This is a genomic window from Synechococcus sp. R70.1 (assembly GCF_047461675.1).
In the GTDB taxonomy this organism is placed as follows: Bacteria; Cyanobacteriota; Cyanobacteriia; order Thermostichales; family Thermostichaceae; genus Thermostichus.
In genome coordinates this window covers 19,192-40,924 of record NZ_JANSHR010000038.1, presented here as the reverse complement: position 1 = coordinate 40,924, position 21,733 = coordinate 19,192, and the positions used below count along the sequence as shown (strand labels likewise).

General features: G+C 58.4%; 25 protein-coding genes and 1 pseudogene. 6 read left to right on the top strand and 20 right to left on the bottom strand.

The annotated features are described in order from the left end of the window. The first annotated feature begins 174 nt into the window (after positions 1–174). The gene (gene fabG, locus NW807_RS05910) at positions 175–918 is read left to right on the top strand and encodes a 3-oxoacyl-[acyl-carrier-protein] reductase (protein WP_414395568.1); all 744 of its coding nucleotides are present in this window, start codon (positions 175–177) and stop codon (positions 916–918) included. A gap of 44 nt (positions 919–962) precedes the next feature. Here the strand turns inward: fabG and NW807_RS05905 are convergent, their stop codons facing one another. The 7 genes from NW807_RS05905 to NW807_RS05875 form a co-directional block, all read right to left on the bottom strand. Next, positions 963–1,661 (bottom strand): HAD family hydrolase, encoded by a 699-nt coding sequence (locus tag NW807_RS05905; protein ID WP_414425548.1) that lies wholly within the window; start codon positions 1,659–1,661, stop codon positions 963–965. A gap of 39 nt (positions 1,662–1,700) precedes the next feature. Then, positions 1,701–2,363: a YqiA/YcfP family alpha/beta fold hydrolase gene (locus NW807_RS05900; RefSeq protein WP_414425547.1), complete on the bottom strand. Its 663-nt coding sequence runs from the start codon at positions 2,361–2,363 to the stop codon at positions 1,701–1,703. 5 nt (positions 2,364–2,368) lie between these two features. Beyond that, a complete protein-coding gene (gene secG / locus NW807_RS05895) occupies positions 2,369–2,608 on the bottom strand; it encodes a preprotein translocase subunit SecG (RefSeq protein ID WP_414395434.1) in 240 nt (79 codons plus the stop codon). Positions 2,609–2,686: 78 nt separating this feature from the next. Then, positions 2,687–2,995 carry a hypothetical protein gene (locus NW807_RS05890; protein ID WP_414405120.1) on the bottom strand — a complete coding sequence of 103 codons (309 nt, stop codon included), beginning with the start codon at positions 2,993–2,995 and terminating at the stop codon, positions 2,687–2,689. A gap of 154 nt (positions 2,996–3,149) precedes the next feature. Next, positions 3,150–3,959, bottom strand: a complete 810-nt coding sequence (locus NW807_RS05885) for a glycerophosphoryl diester phosphodiesterase membrane domain-containing protein (RefSeq protein ID WP_414425546.1) — start codon at positions 3,957–3,959, stop codon at positions 3,150–3,152. A 110-nt stretch (positions 3,960–4,069) separates the two neighbouring features. Next, positions 4,070–4,783: a hypothetical protein gene (locus NW807_RS05880; protein WP_414425545.1), complete on the bottom strand. Its 714-nt coding sequence runs from the start codon at positions 4,781–4,783 to the stop codon at positions 4,070–4,072. Between the two features lie 45 nt (positions 4,784–4,828). Beyond that, entirely contained in the window at positions 4,829–6,154 is a 1,326-nt protein-coding gene (locus NW807_RS05875; protein ID WP_414425544.1) for an FAD-dependent oxidoreductase, read from the bottom strand. A 146-nt stretch (positions 6,155–6,300) separates the two neighbouring features. On the opposite strand from NW807_RS05875, the gene NW807_RS05870 reads away from it, so the two are divergent. After that, positions 6,301–6,654 (top strand): DUF6464 family protein, encoded by a 354-nt coding sequence (locus tag NW807_RS05870; RefSeq protein WP_414395426.1) that lies wholly within the window; start codon positions 6,301–6,303, stop codon positions 6,652–6,654. Here the strand turns inward: NW807_RS05870 and NW807_RS05865 are convergent. Then, positions 6,651–8,105: a BCD family MFS transporter gene (locus tag NW807_RS05865; RefSeq protein WP_414425543.1), complete on the bottom strand. Its 1,455-nt coding sequence runs from the start codon at positions 8,103–8,105 to the stop codon at positions 6,651–6,653. The genes NW807_RS05870 and NW807_RS05865 overlap by 4 nt on opposite strands. Here NW807_RS05865 and NW807_RS05860 point away from each other — a divergent pair. Together NW807_RS05860 and NW807_RS05855 are read left to right on the top strand one after the other, a co-directional pair. Then, positions 8,104–8,451 (top strand): hypothetical protein, encoded by a 348-nt coding sequence (locus tag NW807_RS05860; RefSeq protein WP_414425542.1) that lies wholly within the window; start codon positions 8,104–8,106, stop codon positions 8,449–8,451. The two genes, NW807_RS05865 and NW807_RS05860, sit on opposite strands and share 2 nt — an antisense overlap. Positions 8,452–8,704: 253 nt before the next feature. Further along, positions 8,705–10,171, top strand: a complete 1,467-nt coding sequence (locus tag NW807_RS05855; protein ID WP_414425541.1) for a hypothetical protein — start codon at positions 8,705–8,707, stop codon at positions 10,169–10,171. 96 nt (positions 10,172–10,267) lie between these two features. On the opposite strand, the gene NW807_RS05850 is transcribed toward NW807_RS05855, so the two are convergent. The 7 genes from NW807_RS05850 to NW807_RS05820 all read right to left on the bottom strand — a co-directional run bounded on the left by NW807_RS05850 (position 10,268) and on the right by NW807_RS05820 (position 16,247). After that, a complete protein-coding gene (locus NW807_RS05850; protein ID WP_414425540.1) occupies positions 10,268–10,906 on the bottom strand; it encodes a class I SAM-dependent methyltransferase in 639 nt (212 codons plus the stop codon). An 84-nt stretch (positions 10,907–10,990) separates the two neighbouring features. Beyond that, complete coding sequence (thyX, locus tag NW807_RS05845; RefSeq protein ID WP_414423005.1) at positions 10,991–11,722, bottom strand: FAD-dependent thymidylate synthase; 732 nt, start codon at positions 11,720–11,722, stop codon at positions 10,991–10,993. A 31-nt stretch (positions 11,723–11,753) separates the two neighbouring features. Next, the gene (locus NW807_RS05840) at positions 11,754–12,467 is read right to left on the bottom strand and encodes a DUF4397 domain-containing protein (protein ID WP_414425539.1); all 714 of its coding nucleotides are present in this window, start codon (positions 12,465–12,467) and stop codon (positions 11,754–11,756) included. 176 nt (positions 12,468–12,643) lie between these two features. Further along, the gene (locus NW807_RS05835; RefSeq protein ID WP_414425538.1) at positions 12,644–13,909 is read right to left on the bottom strand and encodes a bifunctional sterol desaturase/short chain dehydrogenase; all 1,266 of its coding nucleotides are present in this window, start codon (positions 13,907–13,909) and stop codon (positions 12,644–12,646) included. 124 nt (positions 13,910–14,033) lie between these two features. Beyond that, entirely contained in the window at positions 14,034–14,603 is a 570-nt protein-coding gene (locus NW807_RS05830) for a DUF192 domain-containing protein (protein WP_414425537.1), read from the bottom strand. Positions 14,604–14,976: 373 nt separating this feature from the next. Continuing rightward, a complete protein-coding gene (locus NW807_RS05825; protein ID WP_414425536.1) occupies positions 14,977–15,327 on the bottom strand; it encodes an FHA domain-containing protein in 351 nt (116 codons plus the stop codon). 101 nt (positions 15,328–15,428) lie between these two features. Further along, on the bottom strand, positions 15,429–16,247 hold the full coding sequence (locus tag NW807_RS05820) for an SDR family oxidoreductase (protein WP_414395402.1): 819 nt from the start codon (positions 16,245–16,247) through the stop codon (positions 15,429–15,431). Positions 16,248–16,366: 119 nt separating this feature from the next. Between NW807_RS05820 and NW807_RS05815 the strand changes: the two genes are divergently transcribed. Further along, positions 16,367–16,858 carry a YajQ family cyclic di-GMP-binding protein gene (locus NW807_RS05815; RefSeq protein WP_414395400.1) on the top strand — a complete coding sequence of 164 codons (492 nt, stop codon included), beginning with the start codon at positions 16,367–16,369 and terminating at the stop codon, positions 16,856–16,858. Between the two features lie 133 nt (positions 16,859–16,991). Further along, the gene (locus NW807_RS05810) at positions 16,992–17,672 is read left to right on the top strand and encodes a DUF3318 domain-containing protein (RefSeq protein WP_414425535.1); all 681 of its coding nucleotides are present in this window, start codon (positions 16,992–16,994) and stop codon (positions 17,670–17,672) included. A gap of 33 nt (positions 17,673–17,705) precedes the next feature. Here the strand turns inward: NW807_RS05810 and NW807_RS05805 are convergent, their stop codons facing one another. The 5 genes and pseudogenes from NW807_RS05805 to NW807_RS05785 all read right to left on the bottom strand — a co-directional run bounded on the left by NW807_RS05805 (position 17,706) and on the right by NW807_RS05785 (position 21,683). Then, positions 17,706–18,590: a hypothetical protein gene (locus tag NW807_RS05805; RefSeq protein WP_414425551.1), complete on the bottom strand. Its 885-nt coding sequence runs from the start codon at positions 18,588–18,590 to the stop codon at positions 17,706–17,708. Between the two features lie 87 nt (positions 18,591–18,677). Then, positions 18,678–18,941: pseudogene (locus NW807_RS05800) on the bottom strand (BREX system ATP-binding domain-containing protein); the annotation flags it as partial. Then, complete coding sequence (locus NW807_RS05795; RefSeq protein ID WP_414425534.1) at positions 18,938–19,888, bottom strand: hypothetical protein; 951 nt, start codon at positions 19,886–19,888, stop codon at positions 18,938–18,940. The gene NW807_RS05795 and the pseudogene NW807_RS05800, both read right to left, overlap by 4 nt. Beyond that, positions 19,885–20,091, bottom strand: a complete 207-nt coding sequence (locus NW807_RS05790; RefSeq protein ID WP_414425533.1) for a hypothetical protein — start codon at positions 20,089–20,091, stop codon at positions 19,885–19,887. Before NW807_RS05790 ends, NW807_RS05795 begins: the two co-directional genes overlap by 4 nt. A gap of 638 nt (positions 20,092–20,729) precedes the next feature. Then, positions 20,730–21,683 (bottom strand): asparaginase, encoded by a 954-nt coding sequence (locus NW807_RS05785; protein WP_414425550.1) that lies wholly within the window; start codon positions 21,681–21,683, stop codon positions 20,730–20,732. Between the last annotated feature and the right edge of the window lie 50 nt (positions 21,684–21,733).

Genomic DNA, 21,733 nt, shown 5'->3' with positions numbered 1-21,733 from the left:
AGCGCTCCGCGCCGCTAGCGCGAACACCCTGGCGAGTAGAGGGCGGGGCTTCCCGGCGGGGCTAGCTAACGGGCCGTGGCCGACGGCAAGGCTCCAAAGGAAGCCAAAGCGTCCTATACTAGTGCGGCTATCGCCCTTGCATGGAGGCTGCTGCCTATGTCTGAACTCCTCCCCTTGCCCTCGCTCCACAACCAGGTGGCCGTGGTTACGGGAGCCAGCCGAGGCATTGGCCGGGCCATTGCCCTGCATCTAGGGGCCATTGGCGCCAAGGTAGTCGTCAACTACGCCCACTCCGCCGCTGAGGCCGAAGCGCTAGTGCAGGAGATTGCCGCCGTGGGAGGGGAGGGGATGGCCCTGGCTGCCGATGTCTCCCAGCCCCTAGAAGTGGAGCGGCTCTTTGAGCAGGTGATGGAGCGGTGGGGCCGGGTGGACGTGCTGGTTAACAATGCTGGCATTACCCGCGATGCCCTCCTGTTGCGCCTAAAGCCGGAAGACTGGCAGGCAGTGCTGGATCTCAACCTTACGGGAGTCTTCCTCTGCCTGAAAGCAGCCGCCAAGATCATGGTCAAGCAGCGGCAGGGACGCATCATCAACATCACCTCAGTGGTGGGCTTGGTGGGCAACGCCGGCCAGGCCAACTACAGCGCTGCCAAAGCGGGGGTAATTGGTCTAACCAAGACAGCAGCCCGCGAGCTGGCCAGCCGCAACATCACCGTCAACGCTGTCGCCCCTGGCTTTATCACTACCCAGATGACGGAAAAGCTGGATCCTGGCCCCATCCTGGCCCAAATTCCTCTGGGGCGACTGGGATCCCCGGCGGAAGTGGCGGGGCTAGTGCGCTTTTTGGCGGCTGACCCGGCGGCGGCCTACATCACCGGCCAAGTCTTTGCCATCGACGGCGGCATGACGATGGGCTAGAGCCTTCCGGTTCTGGAAGACTTGTCCTGACTCCACGATTCTTTCTACTCCAGCTCCAGAAGTTCTGCCAATTCGGCAAAGCTGTCCACCACAGCATCGGCGCCTGCCTGACGCAGCTCTGCTGGTGTAAAAGCAGTGGTGAGGCCCACCGCAAGGCAGCCTGCCCCCTTAGCCGCGCGGATCCCGTGGGCAGAGTCTTCAACCACCAAACACAAGCTAGGATCCAAGCCCACTTTGGCAGCTGTTCTCAAATAGGGCTCGGGGTCGGGCTTGGCTTGCTGGATGTCTTCAGCGGTAATCACGGCGTCAAACCAGCGGCCTAGGTCAAAGCGTTGGAAAATCTGCTCCTGATCCCGACGGGTAGCAGAGGTGGTGAGGGCAAGGGCTGAAAAGCGACGGCGGCTGAGCTCCAGAAACTCCAACACCCCCGGCACCAAGGGCACCTCTTCCAACAGCTCCCCAAAAGCCCTGGCCTTTTCCTCAATCAAGCGCTGCACCAGCAGGGGCCGCTCTGCAGGCGGGGTGTCCGTCAGGTGTTCCACGAGATACTCAAACATGTCCCGGTCAGTGCGCCCCTTAAACTGCAGGGAGACGGGAGCCAGATCTAGAGCAAGCCGGCAGCGCTCCAAGGCAATAGCGCCGGCACGGGCGTGGATTGGCTCCGAATCCACGATGACCCCGTCCATATCCAAAAAGAGGCCGGCAGTTGCCTCAGCGGCACGGAGCACTTTGGGGGGCAGCATGGGGCTGAAGGACGTTGGGGGGCCAAAACGGCAGATAGGCTAGGAGGGCGTTTCCGAAGGCAACTGGGACCAGCCACAGAAGCGGCTGACCACCTCCCAGAGGGTTTCTAGAACATCGGTGAGGGCATGGTCACTCTCCACAGCTACCAGTTGCGCCCAGGGGCGATGGGCGACGTAGTTGCGGCTGGCTTGGATGGGGATGACTTCGTCGCGGGTCCCATGCACAATCAGGGTGGGCACAGGCCGGCGCAGTGCCTCCTCGGGGTAGCGCTGGGCATCGGTAACAAAGCTATAGGCCAAGGGCAGCGGCCGCCCTTCTTGGTGGTGAAAGACCAGCATTTGCCCGCTGCGTTGCCAAGCTTCCACGGCTTCAGCCCCTAGCCGCGGCAGCCAATGTTGCAAGAAGCCAAAGGCCGGTGCCAGCAACACCAGCCGTTCCACGCAAGACTGCTGCTCAGCTACCCAGGCAGCCACTACACCTCCCAGGCTAGAGCCAATCAGGGTAACAGGAGGATGACTCATGGCAGCCAACTGTTCAGAAACTTGCCGGATCTGGCGAGAGAGAGTGAGCTGGGTAAAGTTGCCTTGGTTGAGATCCGGCACCTCCAGAGGGATCCCAAGCCGCTGCAGCCGCTGGCGGAAAAAGGCAGCCTTGGCTGATTGCGGCCCCGAGCCAAAGCCGTGCAAGTAGATGACTGCCACGCTACTTATTGCCCTGCGCCTGTGGAGAGCCAGCCTGCTCCCAGCACCACACTGATGGAGAGAAAAAGGGTAGCCACCGTCCAGGTGAGGCGGTTCAGATTTTGCTCAGCGCTCTTGGGGCTGGCAAACAACTGGGCTTGCCCGCTAATAGCCGCCAGGCCATCTCCCTTGGGGCTATGCAACAGCACCAAGATCACCAGCAAAATAGCCGAGGCAGACCAGAGAAACTCGAAAAAAGCTTCCATTGCAGAGGATCCCACTAGGGCACATTGCTGGAGTTATTATCACTCGGATTCCAACTCTAATGCACCCTGGGCCTTCCCCTAGCTAACTTTAGGGTTGTGCGCTCGACTCAGCTCACAAGGTTGGGGCTGAGCCTCCTCGACTTTGTCGGTCACTAGAGGGGCGCCAAAGCAACCCCTGGCTACTGGGTTGGGCAAGCTTGGCACTTGACGGATGGATCCCTGGCGCAAGCAGGAGTGCAGGCGACGCAGCAGGAAGAAATCCGCCTCGGAACAGCCATCTTGAAATAGCCTCAGGTTCAGCTCGTGTTCTTGAGCAGCGGTAAGCAGACCAGTCCTCATAGCTGCTTGGATGATCTGCTGGATGGCGGTTGCCCTAGCTTCGCTCATAGCAGAGGTGCTCCCGGGGGAGGTCTTTGTCTATTCTCGACAAGAGCTCCTGCTCTGGGCTCCGCTAAATGGCGGATTGAACGTCTGCACTTTGGGTCTGCCCTTGTAAACTCCAGGGTTACGCAAAGCCCCCGGCTTGAGCTGCGAGGCAAAGCTAGGCCGCCTGCCCCTTCAACTGCTGCAGGGATCGGAACAGGAGCACCGTGTAGACATTGAAGATAGGCGTGACTGCCGTGAAAGCGGCAAACCCGACCACAACTGCTAAGAGAGCTACCACAGGCGCCCAAACCAGAAGCGCAAGTCCTATGATGTCGGTATTACCCCCAGTTACAACTGCAGCTAGGGTAGCTCCCAAGATCGCCACAACAAAAGGCAAAAGCAGGATTGAGATGCCGAAGATCAAAACCACGACCAGGAATGCCCAAAACACCCCCCACCAACGGCCCCTGACCAGGTTCCAACTGTAGCCCAACCCTTCTGTGGCACCCTTGTCCTCCAGGGCAATTGCGCAGAGGGTGAAAGCTAGCCTTACCCGGCAATAGATGCCGGGAAACACAAACAGCTGCATCCCTAGTGAGGAAATCAGATTCACCAGGAGGCTGCCGAATATCAGAGGCACTGCCTTAGAGAAAGCCTGATCCAAGCTATTGCCCAGCAAGGGAGTTCGCTGCTTCAAGTGCTGATCCACCAGCCAAAAGGCTGCTCCTGTCAAGATGGGCGCGCCGACTAGGACATAGGCCAGGAGGAGCAAGGAGAGGATCATCCCGAGGGAAGGTGAGGTCAGACCTACAACGAAGAACGCGATATGGCTAGAAGAGGTCAGGATCAGCAGCGGCCAGTAGATGGGACCTACCAACTCAAACGACCGCCGCAAGAGCAGAATCGGGCTGAGGGTGGCGCTTTGCATGGCAGAGGGATCCTCGTGGGCAGCCCAGTCCACCCCCTTCATACCACGGGATCTCACCTAGGACATCTTGGGTTGAGCCGAAATCCCAAAAAGGGATCCCTTCTCATCTCAAAGCTAGGCACGGGGAGCACCCTTTTTGCTATCCCCAATGGGGGCAAAAGCGGAAACTAGGAGGCTGCTTGCCCCTTCAATCGTTGCAGGGATCGGAACAGGAGCACCACATAGACCCAGAAGATGGGCTGAACGGCTGTGGCAGCGGCAGCCGCAACCATCCTCACCCCAAAGTCGCCAACATCAGCCACAACTATGACAAATCCAACTATCAATCCACCCGCAAAACCAAGAATCAAGCCCAGGACCAGAAGGGCCCAAAACACGCCCCACCAACGACCTTTGACGAGATTCCAACTGTAGCGCAGCCCTCCTGTAGTTCCTTGATTTTCTAGAGCAATGGCACAAGGTGTGAGGGCCAGCTTAACCCCTACATAAATGCCTGGAATGATCAGAAAGATGGAGGCAAGGCAAGAGAGGAGTGCTGCTAAGAGGGTGCCCAGAACTAGAGGCACTGCCTTCGAGACAGCTCGGTTGAGGCTGTTGCCCAGCAGGGGAGCTTGCCGCTTCAGGTGCTGATCCACCAGCCACAAGGCTGCTCCGACTAGGATCGGTGCAACAATGCCATAGGCCAGTTGGAGGATCCCCCCGAGAAGTGGGGTCAGCTCCGTGACGATGGCCAGAATAAAGCCTGGAGAGGCCAGGATCAGCAGCGGCCCATAGATAGGGCCTACCAGTTCCAGCGAGCGCTGCAAAAGGGAGAAGGGGTTGAGGGTAACATTCTGCATAACAGAGGGATCCTCGTGGGCGACCAAGTCCACCCCCTTCATACCACGGGATCCCAGCTTTGGTTCCGGGAGTAGAGTTAAGAAAGTCTAAAAGGCCGATTTTTGCAGGATCCAGGCCGCTGCCTGTTCGCCGCTGCGCAGGGATCCCTCGATGCTGCTCTGGTGAGTGTACTCTCCAGCCCAGAGAAGGCCTGGCAGGCCGCTATGGGTGGGAACCAAATGCTGCTGGAAGCCAGGCGGCTGCACAAACTGGGCAAAAGGGATGCGATACACCCGCAGCAGGCGCAACTGTTTCAAGGGGGCTTTGGGAAAATAGACCTGCAGCTCGGCCCGACAGGTTTGGGCCAGCTCCTCGTCGCTCAAGGGGGGATCCCCCAATACCGTCACCGAATAGAGGTGTTGGCCAGGAGGAGCCAGTGCCGGGCTGATGCGGGTGAGCTGAACCCAGTGGTTGATCCAGCCTTGGCCGCTGGCGTTGAGGTACAAGTAGGCGCCGCGGGCTAGAGAAAAGGGAGCGCAGAAGTAGAGGCAGGTAACCGACCGTCCCTGGGTGGGGATGGGCACAGCGGCGTGGGGACAGAGCTCCGCTTGCCAGGACCGCGCCTGAGGGGCCTCGGTGGCGCAGACTACCCACTCGGCAGGGATCTCCTCTCCGCCGGCGGTGCGGATCCCGCGCACTCTTCCTTCCTCGACCAGGATGCGCTCCACCGGGGTTTGGTAGCGGATCTGCTCTGGGGAAAGGTAGCTGGCCAGTTGGCGGGCAAGTTCTCCCATGCCCAGCGCTGGGGTGACAATGGCTCCCTCGGCCATCATCTTGAAATAGAACGCCAAGAGACGGGCACTGCTGGCCAGCTCTGGATCCAGAAGAATGCCGCGGAAAAAGGGGTAGAAGAAGTGCTGGCAGATCTTGGCGGAGAACCCGTACCCCTCTAGGAACTCTCGCACCGAGCCATCGGATCCCCCCAGCCCTTCCTGGAAGACCTGCTCCGGCGTGCGCTGCGCCAGCTCCGCTCGCAACTGCAGCACCTTGAGCTTGTCCCCAAAGCTAGCCAGGGGGTTGAATAGGGAAGAGACGAGGCTGGCTGGATCCCGCAGCGGATCCCCTAACAGCCAGCAGCGACCGGATCGGGCCAGGATAGCTCCCGGACGGTAGGGGCAGGGGTCAAGTCTGCTCAGATCCAGATGCCGCCGCACCTGAGGGTAGGCCGTAAACAGCACCTGAAAGCCGCGATCCAGGCGAAAGCCCTCCACCTCGTCGGTGCGCACCCGGCCCCCAGGGCCGTCGCTTTTTTCCAAAACTAGGACATCCCTCCACCCCGCCTGACTCAGCACCTTGGCGCAGGTTAAGCCGGCCAGCCCCGCCCCGATAACCACTACTTTGCCCATGCTTTGCCGGGGTCCTTTCTCGCCCACGTATTCTAGCTGCCTCCTTCTCTCCCCCGAGCCGTCCAGCCACCCCGGGAAATCCACTACACTGAGTAAAGCTGGTAGTACAAGCCAGCCTGCGTCCATCCCTTCGTTTGCCGAGCTGTTCTCCAGGCTGGCTGCCGCTGTGCCCTATGGCTTCTGTCAACCCAACCTTGCCCATTCAGTGGATCGATGCCGATTCGGGAGAGGTGGTGGACGAATGCCCCTGGGAAACCAGCCCCCATCCGGGCACCTACGTTCAACTAGCCGAGCAGCACTACCTGGTTTTAGAAAAGCGCCACTCCTACCAGTTGCGGCAGGGCAAATATCACCTCTGTGGCATCCGCGCCCTCATTCGCCCAGTGAGCCCACCCCCTGAAGCAGGCCAGTTTTTGGGGGATCCCTCCTGTCGCTTCAATGCCCGCTCGCCCCTGTTGCGCTGCGCCGTTAACCCCAGTGGGCCCTGCCAGGGTTGCCCGCACTACGAGCCGGTGCCACGGCGTTAGCCCTCTAACTCAAGCGCTAGCACTCTGGTGAGAGCGCGGCTGGTGTTTTCCCGAAACTCCGCTACGCTCACCCGGCCCAGCAGATACACTGCCAGCAACATCACCCCTGCCTCCACTCCAAAGACGGTGGCATAGGCCAGCACCGAGGAAGTGGGGAAAAGGAGCCGCCCCAGATCGAGCAAAGCGCCGCCAATGAGGGTAGAAAGCGCCTGCGACATCGCCTGGGCCAAGCCCCACGCGCCGATGAAGGTGCCGGCGGTCTCTGCTGCTGTCAAATCCAACATTAGGCTAATGGCGCCGTTGGTGGTGATCCCCGAGGCTAAGCCGAACAGGATCATACATAGCTGCAGCAGCTGCGGCTTGCCTGTAAACCCTGCGGCAATGGTCAGCCCAAAAGAAAGGGCCACCAGCAGGCAGCCCAAGCGGGCAGTCGTCTGCTTGCCCAGCCTAGGCACGATGAGAAAGCCAGTCACCACAATCCCTACCAAGACGCCTATACTCCAAAAGGCGTTGAGTTGGGTGCTCTGGGCTACCGTCATGCCAAACACCTCGCCGCCATAGGGCTCGAGAACCGGCTGTTGGATGAACAGGCCCATGGTCATCAGGGCCAAAAAGCTGAAGAAGATCAGGGTTTGGCGGCTGGCGGTGAGCACCTTGAGGGCCGTGCCCAGGGTAATCTGATCCTCCCGCCCGGCCAAGGTGGAACGGGATCCATAGCGGGAATAGCGCTTTTCTACCCCCCAGGTAGCAATGACCCCCAGCAGGATCACCACGGCAGGAATGACGATAAAGAGGCGGTTAATCGTACTCTGGAGATTCTCTAGATCCAGGCCGCGCAGCAGCACCGCCGAGCCAATCGCCCCCCCAGCAATGCCCACCATCAACATGGACCAGACGATCCCCACCAACTGGGAGCGGTTGTGCTCATCGGAAACGTCCACCAGCAGCGCCGCAAAGGGCGTGGAGCAGGCACTGAGGCAAAGCCCGTAAAGAGCAAACATGAAGGCGGCCAGAGCAATCCAGCCATAGGTGGCCAGCGACCAGCCACTTCTAGCAAAGCTCTGCCCCAAACCCCACACCACCTGCACCGCCAAAAAGATGCACAGGGCAAAGAGCACCGATCCCAGGCGTACATAGCCGCTGCGGTGCGTCCCAAACAAAGGCTTGGCATCGGAAAGCTGCCCAAACCAGACGCGGGCCGGAGACACCAACTGGTGCATGGCCAGGGATCCCCCTGCTACCGTGGCCGGGATGGCCAAGAGATTGGGGTCAATCATGACCCGGTTGAGCACCCCCAGCGTCAGCAGCGACATCATCCCCAAGCCCATCTGAAATAGGCCCAAGCGAAACATGACGTGCAACGGCAAGGAGGGGATCGCCGGCTGGGGGTTTTGGGCAAGAGCCGAAGCAGCCGACAAGTTGACCTCAGGATCCCGTTGAAGATTGGCCATGATCTGGGAAAGTTGGCAGGAGCGCTACAATTTCTATATGGTAGCCCAGGTGGCTTGGGATCCCGGCAGAGGCATGGGGTTGCTAAAAGTGAAACCGCTAGGTCGGGTCACGATCCAGTTCTACAAAGCCACCGACAATGGCGTGGTCTCTGCTGAAGACATGGCCCAAATCCACCATCAAATTGCCCGCGTCTACCGAGAGGCCGACTCCGTGGGCAGCTTGGCGATCCAGCCAGAGACGGGCCGCCCAACCGAGTACAACCGCGACGCAGAGACAGAGCGCCCCTTTCCCTTTCCTTGGTTTCCTTGGCGGCTTCCTTGGTTTCCTTGGTGGCCGCGACGCTAGGGCCTGCTGCGCATTTTTCCCACAACCTGCCGCCAGGTGGCAACATCTTCTCGCGCCTGGGTTTCTCCACTACCCTGGGTTTCTCCACTACACTGACTACTGACCTGACGCCAAGGGGAATGGGTGTCGGCCCGATATCCTCGGCAAGGTCAGGGTCTGCAGAGACAGTTGCCAAGGTCTCATTTCTTGAGGCCATGGTGCTTGTCTGTGCCAGCTCTTGCCCAAGGCAGTGGGGATCTTTTCCGGCAACCCTATGGCTGAGGCAGTTCCCGTTCGGCGCTACGACCTGTTTGTGCAAGCTTCACGGCTACTGCAGCGCTACCGGCAGTTGACGCCGGAACTGCGTCCAGTAGGGCTGGAGGTGGCCCTGGCCATCCAGTATCACCGCGCCCAGGCCGGCTCGCGATCCCTTCTGCCGCCGGTGGGGTCTCCCCATGGCCTGCCCCTGGAGCAGGTGGCCCAGCGCATTTGTGACCCGTTTTACACCAAAACCCACCCTCTCTTACCCACGCTGCCAGAGACAGGGGATCCCCTGGTGTGGCCGCTGTTTAACCAAGGGGAAAATGGCCTTGTTCGGCCTCTGGCGCCAAGCAAAGTGGGGGGCAAATTGGTCGAACGCCGCTGGCTCAAAGCCTGCAACAGCCAGGAAGGCATTGGCTGTCATGCCCTGGCCGCCCACTTGTGGCAGGACGAGCGTTTTTTAGCAGCAGACCGGGATCTGTGTCCCTTTCGCCTCTACGACGGGCGCTACCCCCTAAGCGTGGATCAAGGGCGGCAAACCTGTGGCTTCGACGACCATCCCTGTGGTTGGCAGCCCGGCCACCCCAAAATGCTGCAGGTGGTGGGCAAAGGCAGACAGGCCGAGATCCTGCTTCCCCACTGGACTGACGCGATGTGGGCCATGCTTATCCCACCCCATCGCCCTCTACCCATCTATCCTCTTCTGGTGATGCTCTACTTTGGCCAGGAGACTCTGCAAAAGGGGCGGGATCGCCTTTCTGTGGAACAGTTTCGTTTAGATTTTCAGTTTAGCCACTCCCAACTCAAGCTGTTGTTTGACACCCACCCGGAACACCCTCTCAACCGCCCTCTGCTTGCCCTGGCTGCGCAGCCGGAGGTGGAGTGGGGAGCCGTCGAGCTGTTGCCCTCTATGCCACCCCTCTTGCACCAACCTGCAGGGGGTAGGGTGGTTTTAGATCCCGACGAGCCGCCCCAGTTTTGCAGCAGTGGTATCCCTTCCTCTGCCGGGACAGACCCGCTGATGGCAGAGCGCCGCCGCCGGCGTCAGTTGGAGCGCAGCGAGCGCCACAACGAAATCTTGCACCAGTTTCGCCGCTGGTTCCGTCTGGCTGGCTTGGAAGTGCGCGAAGACCAGCACACCTTTGACTTCTTAGCGGTTGCAGACGGGCAGCTGCTTTTGGCCGAGGTGAAATTGCTACACCACAAAGATGCAGCAGAGGTCATGCAGGAGGTGGTGGGGCAGTTGCTCTACTACGAGCGCTTTGCCCTCACGCCTTGGCTAGAACAGGGATTTTCCGTCCAAAAAGCCGCCGTTTTTGACGGGCCGCCGCCGGATCCTTACATCCGCTTCCTTGAGGACCTGGGCATTGCCACCTACTGGATCAACGAGCAGCAGATGATCGATGGGCCGGAAAGCTCGCTGCGGCTGCTGCGCCAGATGGAAGTGCGGGTACGGCCGGATCCCGAGTTGGGAGACTAAGCCAACGCATCTTTCCTAGGACTAGCTACTGCCAACAGAGACAGGCCAAAGGGCAGGGGGAACTTGGGGATCAAATAGGCTTCTGCAGCAAAGATCTCAGCTAAAAGCCAGTTGACCCAGGGCAAGGGCATCTTCAGATTCTGGCTCTCCCTGAGGCGTAGGCCCTTTTGGGCTAGGCGGATCCCTGCTGCCAATGGAAAGAGAAAGCTGTTGAAAAAGGTAATAAGTTTCCAAGCCGACGCTTTTAAGTAGGGAGCGAAGTTGTTCCGGCGTGTAGCGTCTCTTGTGGTGATTGAGTTCGTCGTGGGTACTCCACAGCCAGGGGTAGGCCGGTACCGTAATCACCATGTAGCCAGGGGGCTTTAGCCTCTTGGTAAGGGCTTCCAGAGCCGCTTTGTCTTCCTCCAAATGCTCTAGGACATCCAGCAGAGCAATCAAATCAAATTGTTGAGAACCAAAAGGGATCCGATGCGGCAATTCCCCTTCGGCCACAACTCCGATTCCACGGGCCCGGGCAATAGGCAATGCTATCTCGCTTCTTTCCACTGCGAAGACCTGGCCAAATTGAGACAACATTTCCAGGTTGCCACCGCTGCCACAGCCGACTTCCAAAATACAAGCTGCGGGAGGAAGAGGGATCCTTGCAATAACCCGGCGGAGAATGCGACGGCGGCCCAGAAACCACCAATGCCGATCTTCTAGGCTCGCCACTTGTTCATAAGCTTTGGGATCCATAAACCCCTAGCCAAAAGGCGAGGTTAAAGCTTAGGGAATTCTAAGCCTTGACCCTAGGCTTTGTAGGGCGTTCTCATCCAATTTCTAAGGAGATAGCCTAGCCTTGCCCCAGCGGTTTTTGCGGTACCACGCCGCAATGTGCGGGCACCACGCTTCAAAGTGGGGCCAAATCAGGTCGCACAACTCCCGAATTTCGCGCTGCGCATCTGCCTTGGCACGTAGATCCAAAAAATGCATCAAACTACGGCAGTTAAAACTCACCACGAAGTGCTGCCGAATGCCGTAGCCTAAAACGCAGCGAGCATCCTCAGGTGGTACACCGCACTCGGTTACCAAGCGGCGGTAGGCGGCCACTTGGCTGCGGTATTGCTCTAGCACAATGCCCAGCGCTTCTGGGGAGATGGGGCAAACTCCCTCGCGGGTCTTGGCCTGCCCCTCCTTGATGTTGGCGGGGACATAGAACACCTGCTCCAGTTGGTCAGGGCTGGGATCGGATCCCAGTTCCAGAAGCTGCTTCCCAGTGTACCGAAACGACTGCACATCGAACGACACCCCAATACGGTGCGTGCGCGCCTGCTGCACCACTAAGTGCGGAAAATACCCCACAGCAAACGTAATCTGCGGATGCTCCAAAGGCCCATAATGCCCACGGTCACCCTCCAATAGGTGCCGCACCACCGCCTCACCGTAATTGGCCGGGACGCGACTGGCAGCCGCGACGTACTCCGCACTGTAGTCCTGGTGCATCGCCAGCCAGATCACCCGCTCGGGATCTGGGGTTTGGCTGAGCACCTCCACCCGGAATAGGGTATCCACTGTTACTTCCCGAAGTGTAGGGGGAAGACACCTAGAGAAGGCGACGAGCCCGCGTTTCTTCCGCTAGCACCCCACTCAAGCTTGGATTGCTACGCAGCAACCCTGCCACATAAAGGGTATAGACTTTGCCTGCCTCCAATTGCAGGTCAAAGCGTTGCAGGGGGATCCTGGGAGCGACGGTGAACACCTGGACTTGGGTAAAGCCGGGGCGCATCGCCTGAAAGGTAGAAGCCTGCCCAAAGGCCAACTGGGGTATCAGCACTCGTCCCCGCTCCCCTTGCCATTGCAGAGGGGGCGCGTCGGGAGCAGCGTGGACAAACCGCACCAGGGCCTGATCGAACAGGGGGTTAATATTGTCTTCTAGTACCAAGGCCGTCACGCGATTGGGCTCGTCAGCGGCCACCACTGAGAATACTCCCCCACCTCTAAAGTTGGCCACCGTTTTGGCCACCACCTGAGAAGCCGAGGACGTCTCGGGCGTTGCAAGCAACAGGATGTCGTACTCTCCTGTCGGCAAGCGGGTATACTCGCTCACCAAGCCATAGGCTACACTGCGCGCTACCTTGACGCCCCCCACTTCCAAGTCAAGGGGAGGGGTATTGGGGGCCACATGTACCAGGCGCACCTGAACCTCGGCGACCCCTGCAGCGGCTATGGGAATGGCACAGCCGGACAAAAGCCCCGGCATCCAGGCGCCACCCACTAGGCAAAGCACTGCGCGCGCCCACTGTTGCGCAATTTTCATCGCTCACTCCTACTCCTCACACCCAACGTTCATTTGGAGAGCGAGCTGCTGAATTCTCCAAAAGGGCATTTTCGCTCCCCGAAGGGATCCCATCCTGCTGACGCCAAAGAACCTGCTTTTGTCTTACTCCACCTTGGCGCCCAATGCCATAAGCTGGCTAGGACTTGCCCGACTCCCTAGATTGGGATCCCAGCGCTGGGATCGGGGACGGCTAGTGGAGAAGAGCGGCGGCTGAAGAGCCGGAAATAGGTGCTGACGGCCAACTCTTTCAGCGGGAAAAGTAGGTAGGTGAGGGGGTTGATGGTGACGATGATGTTGCGGCAGTCGCGTTTGGCCTGGGCCAGGATTTGGGCGGCCACCCAATCCCCCGACATAACTCCAATCGGGTTGAGCTGGCTCTTGAAAGGGCCAAGGATAAGCTTGCGCACCACGCAGGGAGCATCGAGACGGCGCAGGGTCACCAGGTCGCCCAGGGCCCGTTTGGAGAGCTCGTAGAGGGGGCTAAAAGCAGGGCTGGCCTCGGCTTCGGAGGTGTTCACCCAGACCTCTTTGGTGGCCATTTCCCGATTGCTGCGCACCGTCTGGAAAAATAGCTCCATCAGGCGCCATGCCGAGAAGGTGTTGACGGCATAGGACTGGCGAACCGATTCGGGATCCCGTTGCCTATGGACGTTTAGGCCGTGGTTGATGACCAGGATATCGACCTCCTCCAGGAGCTCGGCCAGGGATCCCTCCTGCCCCACCTGCCAGCGAACAGTCGGCACCGGCTGAAGTTGTCCCTCCACTTCGATGGAAACCGAATCCGCATGGGAGCTGAGGGCGATGACTTGGGCCCCATGGCGGGAAAAGTGCTTCAAGAGGGCCCGGCCCAGGGTGCCAGAGGCGCCAGTGATGGCCACGCGCTTGCCTTTAAAGGAGAGACTGCTGCCCATGATCCGATCCAGCAAGGTTAGGGTGCCGCAGAAGTAGGCGTTGGTGTCGTCGAAGTGGTGCCGCCAGTGGTAGGCGCGGTTGACATGCCACTGGCTGGGAGGAGCAGGGAAAGGCCCTGGCTGGTGGGTAATATCCGTTTGCAGAGCTAGCCCGCAGCCCCGCAGCAGGCCAGCAGCCAAGAAACTGGCCGAGTAGACCACTCCCACCGCCGCCGCCAGGCCGTACAGCCAGGATCCCTGTCCCAACAGCACCACCCAGGGGATCCCAGCCAGAAGCATCGTCGCCGCTTCCGGGACGTCGTGGTGCCACTGGGATTCCCGGTATAACTTTGGGTCTACCACGCTGAGATCGGGGCGAAACAGGCGGTGGTGCAAAGTGTGTTTGGGCATCAGCCAGGGCCACTGGTGAGCTAGCCAATGGCGCACATCCCGCACAATCTCGGCCCAAAGCACAGAAGCCAGGGCCACAGCCCCGACCCCCAGCCACTGGGCTACGCTGCTAACCTCCATAGGGCTTTGCTGGCAGTAGCCGAACCATCCTGAGCTCGCCGTCGCCTCTTTGCATCAGCGACCCCTAGGAAGAATCATCGCAAAGAGGCCATCCCAATCGCAATCAAGACGGCAGACGGGATCCTCAAGGGGTTCTGGGCGAGAGCTCGCGGATCTCAACCGTATCTCCAACTTGCAAGCCCAAGGCCGCTGCCGTCCCGCCACGGAACTCCAGCACGCTGTCCACTAGCTGGCTGGGGGGAGGCCCATAGGCGGGGCAGGGCAGGGCGGGACAGCCGGGCACATTGGCGGCGATGTACACCACCCGGCCTTGGTGGAGAAAGATAATGTCCAGGTTCAGCGGTGTGTTGAACATCCAGAAGGCAACCGGCTGGGGTGGGTCGAAGGGGAACCACATGCCGCGATTGGGCGGCAAATCGGTGCGGAACATCAGGCCCAGCCGCTGTTGCTCAGGGGTGCGAGCCACCTCCAGCTCAAAGCGCCGACCGGCAAGGGTTACTTCTGCTTCCACGGGCAGGTGCTGGGGCTCTCCTTTAGCGGGGGCAGCGTTGGCAACAGCTGCCGTCCCCTGGGCTTCCAAGGATGAGGATCCCCCAGCGGCACATCCCAGCAGCAGCAGAGCCAAGCCTAAGGCAATCCCGCCCACGGGGACAACCTGGTAGGAGCGCCGACCCCTCTGTGACTGCCAACTCATCCGCTCTGAGAGACCTACGAAACGCTAACAAACACTCCCATGATCCATGACTGGTAGCAGGCTCAACGCCTACCGCGCCGCCAGAGGGATCTCCACAGCCCTCACCTCCCGTCGAGCTGACAGTGGTTGCTCCTTGCCCTGGATAGAGCCCACAGGCTAGAGACGGAGCCAACTTTAGCCCAGGCAAAATGCCTAGAAAAAAGGCACCTGCCAGCTTACTAGCTTAGCTAGTCCACGTCAAGGCAGAAGGTGCGTTGGCGAGATTGCACATTGTGCCACAAGGTAGCGAATTGTCCGGCAACTCCGCACCGCTGTCGCGAACGAGGACTAGAGAAAAACCCTCAAGAAGAAGGCAAACCCAATAAAGGTCAAGCTAGGGGTTCTTGACGATGTAGGTAGCCTTGGCGTCTGGACCAAAGCTGATGACATCTCCCGACTTAAGCTGGTGGGTAGAGACTTTCTGGCCGTTGATCAACAGGCCGTTGGTGCTGGGCCGGCCCTCCAGATCCCCGTCCAGTATGCGATAGGAGTATTCTCCCTCCTTTTCAGCAGGGATGCGCAACAGCATGGCATGGTGGCGGGAGGCGTACTGAGAGTTAAGACAGATATCGTTGGCCAGGTCGCGACCGATGAAGTACTTTGCAGCCGTCAGCACCTGCGTGCGGCGTCCATCTCGATCTTCCACGATGAGAAGATGCTGCTGAGCACTTGGAGGGGAAGGCACGGGGTCTACCATAGATCCTCAGGATCCTTCCGCTGCAACTGGGAGGGCCTACCATGCCTACCATAATACCCGCCTCTGAACTGGCGAAGTTGAGCCTAGGATCAGTCGGGCAAACTTTGCAGCAACGGACCAACCCAGCCAGGGAAGAGAGTGTAGGCTGCTACTGCCCACTGGGCCATGCCGACGACCACTTCTGACTTGGAGTGGCAGACAGCCTCCCAGATGGCTGCGGCCACATCTTCCGGCTGGCTAACCCAAAAGCTCTCCAGGGCCTGCTGCATTCGCTGCCGTGCCCTGCTTGGGTGGGTCAAGTTGTCCTCTCCCGGCTCCTCGAGAAAAATGGCCCGCTTGAGAAAGTTGCTGTTGACCAGGCCCGGATGGACACCGATGACCTGGATGCCGTGGGGTTGCAGCTCTAGACGCAGCGCCTCCGTCAGCCCGCTAACTGCATACTTGCTGGCACAATAGGCAGCCATCTGAGGCAGGGGCATTTTGCCACCTATAGAGCCGACGTTGACAATCTGGCCTCTTTTACGCTTCAGCATGTCGGGGAGCACTGCCCGGATGGTGTGCAAATAGCCCCAGAAGTTAACTGCCATCAGCGCCTGCCAGTGTTCCAACGTCGTCTGCAGGAAAGGGCCACTCAGACAGATGCCGGCGTTGTTGATCAGGCAGTCGATGCGACCATAGCGCTCCAGGGTAGCCTCGACCAGCTTTTGCACCTGATCCGGCTGCGTCACATCGGTAGGGACGGCCAATACTTCCGCATTGAGGCTTTGCTCCAGCTCGATAGCTGTTTGCTTCAGAGTTTCGGCCGTGCGGGCAGCCAGCGCCAGGCGGTAGCCACCGCGGGCAAAGGTAAAGGCAGTTGCCCTGCCGATACCCTCGGAAGCGCCTGTAATTAAGACAACGTCGCCCATCCTGCTGCTTTGCTAACTAGAGGAGGAGCGCGAGTCTCCCTTCCTCTGTTGTAGCCTCTCCCGCACCTGCGAAGCCCTTGATAGGCTTAAACTACGGAACGCCAGTGAAGAGGAGGGCTATGGCCTCCACCCACTCGTTTGATATTGTCAGCGACTTCAACCGGCAGGAGTTGGTGAATGCGCTAGACCAAGTTCAGCGGGAAGTTAAGCAGCGCTACGACCTCAAGGATACCCAGACGGAAATTAAGCTGGAGGAGGGATCCCTGACCATCACCACCGCCAGCGAGATGGCTCTCAACTCCATTCGGGATCTTCTCCTAGCCAAAGCAGCTAAGCGGGGCCTCTCCCTGAAGATCTTCGACTTTCAAGCTCCGGAAAGTGCCGCTGGCAACCGGGTGCGTCAGGTAGTTCGCCTCAAAAGAGGCATTGACCCGGCGTTGGCCAAGCAGATTGCCAAGCAAATCCGCGACAACTTCAAGAAGGTGCAGCCTTCGATTCAGGGAGATCTGGTGCGGGTTTTCGGCAAAGACAAAGATGAGCTGCAGGCGGTAATTCAAATGCTCAAGCAGCAGGATTACCCGGTGGCACTGCAGTTTGTCAATTACCGGTAGCAGGGCAACAGTCCCAGTTCGCGTAGCCCCTTGGCTCTAGGCTTTTTGGGAGCTAGCCCCCAGAGAAGACCAGAATCCTTTACCATAGGTAGGTAGTGATCTCCATCTCCAACTGCAGCTCTACCGCGCCGGTATGTACACCATTTCTGAGTTCGATCGCCTGATCCAGTTTCTCCCGGTGGAGATCCGACCTGAGGTGCAGATCGAGATTGGATCCCCTGACCAGTCTCGGGTTGTGCAGCCGCTCTGGCGCTTCCCCTGGCAGAAGTACACCCGCTTTGCCATCGACCTTAGCCGTTGGCAGAAGCTGAGCCCCGATCAACAGAAGATCTACTTTTTGCGGGAAGCCGTGATGGCCACCGAGCTGGCCTTGGGAGACAACTGGTCGGCGCTGTTGCTGTACCCTGCTCTCATTGGAGCGGGCACAATGGGCCTCCTGGTGGAGCTGCAGATGGGGGACAACCTTGGCGTGGCTCTGGCCGCTGGTTTGGCGGCGTCAGCGGTGTTCCTTTTGCGCAAAGCGGAGAAAGGCCAGAAGGCCCAGGTGGCAGCCGACGAGTTTGCCGTGCGCTATGCCTCCCAGAATGGCTACACGTCCGAACAGGCAGCTTCCATTTTGCTAAGTGCGCTGCAGCAGGTGGCTATTCTAGAAGATCGCGTTAAAACTGACTACGACACCACCATGCGCCACCGCAACCTGGAGTTTTTGGCGCAGCGAGGCCTGGGAGCTGGCACCCTGACCATCAACCCCAAGTACCGCAACAGAAGGCAAAGCTCCAGCCCGAATCCTTTCCAAAACCCTTTCCAGCGCTGAGGCCTCTCAAAGCTAGTTAGGGATTGACTGGGCTTATTCTTCGTCCTCTTCCAACTCTGGAAGCTCCTCAGTTGGGGTAGACTTGATCGCCTCATCTTCTACAATCCCAATTTCTGTATCGGGGCTGTAATACCGACGCACATCCCACTCCGTAATCCAGCGGCGAATAATTGACCGCACAGTGGTTGTGCTGTAGAGCTCAGGAAGCTGTGGCGGCGATGGGCGTACCCAATCGGGATAAGCTTTCTGGTAGAGATCCGCTACCCTATGCCACATGGATTGAATGGCCTCGCGGGCTTCTAAGCAGGAACGGAGAGGGGTAGCTTGGCTAATAGCCTCCATGCCGGCCTTTACGACTTCCTCAGACATATGCTTCTGGAGAGCTATCTTAGGTGCTTTCTCCCAATCTCCTTTTTCTTGTAGAATGACCCTCTCGAAATCGCGGGTTACTGCTCCTACGAAAACCAGCGGAGCTTTCTTTATTTCTTCAGGCAGGGTTGTTGTACCAAACAAGTGCCCAAGAACGCGGTACGACTTGACCCGCTGAAGAAGACTGTACTGGGCAATAAGCTCAATCTCCTCCACCAAAACCACCAAGCCCCCAAACCCTATGGCCCGACATAGCTGGGCACAGAAGGCCAGGCGCTGCCAGTGTAGGCTTTCTGCAGGGGGTAGCTTGCCAATGGGATAAGCACCTGCCAAGCCGTGATCCCGTAGGCTTCGCCTTACCTCTGAGGACTTCAGAGTGGGCTCACCAGCCCAAAAGCGGACAATGGCGTCTAGCTTCTCGTCATCGCCTCCTAACCTTTGGTACAGAGCCAAGGTGGCCGGCCACCAGCCTGACCCAAACTGCCACTGGTTAACCCAAAGCTGGAACTTCTGGAAAGAAGGCGAGGAGTACTGTAGCCGGGCTGCCATGCCTTGGATCCCACGCTCAACCATGTCAGGGAGCTCGACCTGGGCAAGGAGGCGGGGAATCAGGCGATTGGGGTTACCGAGGGGCAACTCTTTGGAGACGACAACTAGGGAGGTGGCAAAATTATTCTTCCTTGCTCGCTCCTGCAGGGTTAGTAGAAGATGGGACTTGCCTGTCCCAAAATCCCCCTTTATCAGCATTCCTGCAGGGCCTGAACTAGCACCCTTGCACAGCTCTTGAAAACGCTCCTCAATCTGAGACTGCCAAGAGCCAAGTTCTGCAACTGCGAACCGGTTAGGAACGCCATTTCGTAGGGCTTCAATGGCCCGCCTAGCTGCAATCGCTACATTCATAGAAGCTGCACCATAGCTGTGCATGGATTAGGCTTTTGAAGAGAAGAAACCTCATTCTCAATTCGAGTTTGCAAAGCTCGATATCTATGATAAGACAGACGCTCAGATTCAATAAACTCTGGAGGAGCTAAGAAAATTAACACAGTTTTTTCTAGTTCACTCTCCGCATCGATAAACTCACGCAAAGTCTCGTAGAGCTCAAGGATTTGTCGACTGGTAAAGTTAGGGCGTCCACTGGGGGTCCGCTCGTAGTAGTGAAGCGAGCTGACAAGGACTGCTACTAAGCCGGATCGTCGTGTAAATAGTCTTAAGAAAGAAAGTAGAATCTCTCGAGCATTTGTCCTGTCAATCTTTCGAAAAATAGCCGCTTCACGCACTCGGCTGATAGAGCTCAGCGTACCTTTAAGCCACTCTTGAATTGCAGAGCATAGACCTTCCAGAGTGCCTGGGCTTTGAAGGGGTTCGTAGACAAGTCGGACTATGGCTTTGCGAAAGTCAAGGGCTAGTGAGTAATCCAGAAAAATACCTCTCTTAATTTCCCGCTGAAACTCTAGTTTGATCTCACGGGCTTCAATCTGATAGAATTCGGCCAACTGCTCTAAAGTGCAGTCCTGCAGATCTAGCCTGGGAGGGTATCCAATTTTTTGGAGAATGTTGAAGCGCAGATCTTTGGCAAAAGTCTCCCAATCTACTCTCTGAGAAAGGGCAAACCAAAGCTGTTCGACTGAATGCAGCTTTAAGCACTCCTCTGTCAAATCAAAAATATGAAAGGAATACTGGTTAAGCTTTTCCAGCAGCGCTTTCCGCACCCAAGAGTAGGAATCTTTCGGAACAACGGCCAGCTTGACAGTGGCACCACCTTCAGGGATAAAAGAACGCAAGTAGTCTTCTTCCAGACAGCGCAGCCACAAATCAGGCTCTAGCCGACCCTGGCCCTCTTCGCTCATAGCTTCTCAAACTCCAAAAGATAGTAGGCGTGCTCCACCCCAGCTTCGTCTCGAATGCGGTAGTAGCGACCCGAGCGCGTGCCTGTAGACGCGGAGAAGATCAAGCGGTAGCCCTCCACATGGTTGGTGCCATTTCGATCCAAGAGGTAAAGATGCCGCGTAAACTCCACTTCGGTGTAGTCTGGGTTGTTGAGGTGGAGCACCTCGAAGACATCGCGAGCAGGTACTTGAAGAGTAACGAGGCAGCTCTGCGCTTGACTTTCTCAAGTAACCCGCTGCAATTTTTGCCGCTTTCCAGATGCGTTCAAGAACTACCTCTGGATTAGTTTCTTTCCCTTTGGTCATTCTTGCTCGGAGAATCTTCTCTGCAATGGCACTGGGCCGTTGAGAGCGTAGAAGCTTGCGATCTATGCGCACTCCCTCCCTGGAAAAGCGCACTAAGGCGGGGAAAGCTACAAAGACATGGGGGCTTTCCGTAGGCAGCCAAGGCTGGCCGACTCGTTCTCCTACCTCGCTAGCAAGTTCTTCAAGAGAAGTTCTCTCCAAAACCTGCTGGGTTTGTTCAAGGGCTTGTCTTACCGTCTCCACCTGGGAAAGAGCCTCGCTGAGGACAGAGCTACAGCCTTGTAGCTGGCGGCTCAGGGCTGGAACTTGCCCTCCTTTACAAGCGACTTGGGCTTTCCCTGCGGTCTCCTTTGCTTTCTTAGTCAGGGCAAATAGCTTGCCTAGCTCGTCGTCAAGAGTCTTGAAGAGGGCTTCAATCATTAGTTTTTGGGCCTTTTCTTCGAGAAAACTAGCATCACCAAGAGTTTGGGTGCAAGGCCTTCCCACCTCCGGCTCTTCAAGGCATACGCAGTTCCCCTTCCGCCTCAAGGCGGGTGTAGGGACCAATGGAGAGGAAGCGCTCCCCTAGCATTTCAGCAGCAGCAGGCTGAATCCAGCCCATACGCTGCAGCAGGTGCAAAGCCAAGGCATATTTGGCCCGCGCTGCTCCATCCTGGACCTTGATGGCCAGGCCCATCCCCTCTCCGACGCGTCCAATGCACTGGATCCCTTCGGCGCCGGACTTGCTGACCAGCTCGCCTTGGGTAGCTCGCATCAACTCGGTGTCGAAACATCCCTCGCCCGCCACCATTTCCGGACAGTGGGTCATGGCGCGGACAATGGCTTCCAGCTCAGGCCGCTCTCCTGCAGTTAGTTGAGCATACAGGTAAGCTAGCTGGTTAAGTTGCAACTGGTAGGTGGGCACGCCGCAGTCATCGCGGGCAAATAAAAACTCTTCCGAGGGCATTTGCAACAAATCGGCCAACTTAGCCCGCACCAGAGCCTGAACGGGGTGTTGCCGCTGGGCGTAGTCCTGCAAAGTCCAGTTCTGGGCGCGGCTTGCTAGCAGCATGCCAGCGTGCTTGCCGGAGCAGTTGTGGCACAGTGGGCTAGGCTTGCCAGGTGGGGTGGGGCAGACCAGCAGCTCGGGGGAAAGATCGGCGCGCCAGAGCATGCTGAACACTTGCCGCGCATGGGCCGTAGTGCCCTGATGGGAGGCGCACATGATGGCGATGTCTTTCTCGCCAAGCCGATAGCGCTCGCGGATGCCCGTGGAGAGCATGGCCAGTGCCTGAAAGGGCTTGAGGGCAGAGCGGGCAAAGACGGGTGTGGTGCTTTTGCCGGCTACGGCCAGGGAGCGCCCGCGGCTATCGGCCACCACGGCTTGGCAATAATGGGTAGATTCGGTCAAGCCTTCCCGCAAAACGTGGATCAGCAGTTCGGGGGCAGTGGAGCGGTTCTCAAATGACATGAAACCCTGGGAAAGGGCCGGCGAGTCTAGAAAAATGGGCGTGTACATTA

Coding starts and splice junctions, on each gene's coding strand:
- NW807_RS05905 (WP_414425548.1), bottom strand. CDS start 1,661: ATGCTGCCCCCCAAAGTGCTCCGTGCCGCTGAGGCAACTGCCGGCCTC.
- secG (WP_414395434.1), bottom strand. CDS start 2,608: ATGGAAGCTTTTTTCGAGTTTCTCTGGTCTGCCTCGGCTATTTTGCTG.
- NW807_RS05890 (WP_414405120.1), bottom strand. CDS start 2,995: ATGAGCGAAGCTAGGGCAACCGCCATCCAGCAGATCATCCAAGCAGCT.
- NW807_RS05880 (WP_414425545.1), bottom strand. CDS start 4,783: ATGAAGGGGGTGGACTTGGTCGCCCACGAGGATCCCTCTGTTATGCAG.
- NW807_RS05870 (WP_414395426.1), top strand. CDS start 6,301: ATGGCTTCTGTCAACCCAACCTTGCCCATTCAGTGGATCGATGCCGAT.
- NW807_RS05860 (WP_414425542.1), top strand. CDS start 8,104: ATGATCTGGGAAAGTTGGCAGGAGCGCTACAATTTCTATATGGTAGCC.
- NW807_RS05865 (WP_414425543.1), bottom strand. CDS start 8,105: ATGGCCAATCTTCAACGGGATCCTGAGGTCAACTTGTCGGCTGCTTCG.
- NW807_RS05855 (WP_414425541.1), top strand. CDS start 8,705: ATGGCTGAGGCAGTTCCCGTTCGGCGCTACGACCTGTTTGTGCAAGCT.
- NW807_RS05850 (WP_414425540.1), bottom strand. CDS start 10,906: ATGGATCCCAAAGCTTATGAACAAGTGGCGAGCCTAGAAGATCGGCAT.
- NW807_RS05840 (WP_414425539.1), bottom strand. CDS start 12,467: ATGAAAATTGCGCAACAGTGGGCGCGCGCAGTGCTTTGCCTAGTGGGT.
- NW807_RS05835 (WP_414425538.1), bottom strand. CDS start 13,909: ATGGAGGTTAGCAGCGTAGCCCAGTGGCTGGGGGTCGGGGCTGTGGCC.
- NW807_RS05830 (WP_414425537.1), bottom strand. CDS start 14,603: ATGAGTTGGCAGTCACAGAGGGGTCGGCGCTCCTACCAGGTTGTCCCC.
- NW807_RS05820 (WP_414395402.1), bottom strand. CDS start 16,247: ATGGGCGACGTTGTCTTAATTACAGGCGCTTCCGAGGGTATCGGCAGG.
- NW807_RS05815 (WP_414395400.1), top strand. CDS start 16,367: ATGGCCTCCACCCACTCGTTTGATATTGTCAGCGACTTCAACCGGCAG.
- NW807_RS05810 (WP_414425535.1), top strand. CDS start 16,992: ATGTACACCATTTCTGAGTTCGATCGCCTGATCCAGTTTCTCCCGGTG.
- NW807_RS05805 (WP_414425551.1), bottom strand. CDS start 18,590: ATGGCAGCCCGGCTACAGTACTCCTCGCCTTCTTTCCAGAAGTTCCAG.
- NW807_RS05795 (WP_414425534.1), bottom strand. CDS start 19,888: ATGAGCGAAGAGGGCCAGGGTCGGCTAGAGCCTGATTTGTGGCTGCGC.
- NW807_RS05785 (WP_414425550.1), bottom strand. CDS start 21,683: ATGTCATTTGAGAACCGCTCCACTGCCCCCGAACTGCTGATCCACGTT.